This window comes from Burkholderia sp. KCJ3K979 (assembly GCF_016759955.1).
Taxonomy (GTDB): domain Bacteria; phylum Pseudomonadota; class Gammaproteobacteria; order Burkholderiales; family Burkholderiaceae; genus Burkholderia; species Burkholderia orbicola.
Window position 1 is genome coordinate 1 of record NZ_JACFYV010000510.1, and the last position, 272, is coordinate 272.

Annotated in this window: 1 rRNA gene; it reads right to left on the minus strand. The window is 54.8% G+C overall.

What is annotated here, in order from left to right:
• A 16S ribosomal RNA gene (locus H3O04_RS35860) occupies nt 1-272 on the minus strand; the annotation flags it as partial.

Below are 272 nucleotides of genomic sequence, written 5' to 3' on the forward strand. Positions count from 1 at the left end.
CCTTAGAGTGCTCTTGCGTAGCAACTAAGGACAAGGGTTGCGCTCGTTGCGGGACTTAACCCAACATCTCACGACACGAGCTGACGACAGCCATGCAGCACCTGTGCGCCGGTTCTCTTTCGAGCACGCCCAACTCTCATCGGGCTTCCGACCATGTCAAGGGTAGGTAAGGTTTTTCGCGTTGCATCGAATTAATCCACATCATCCACCGCTTGTGCGGGTCCCCGTCAATTCCTTTGAGTTTTAATCTTGCGACCGTACTCCCCAGGCGG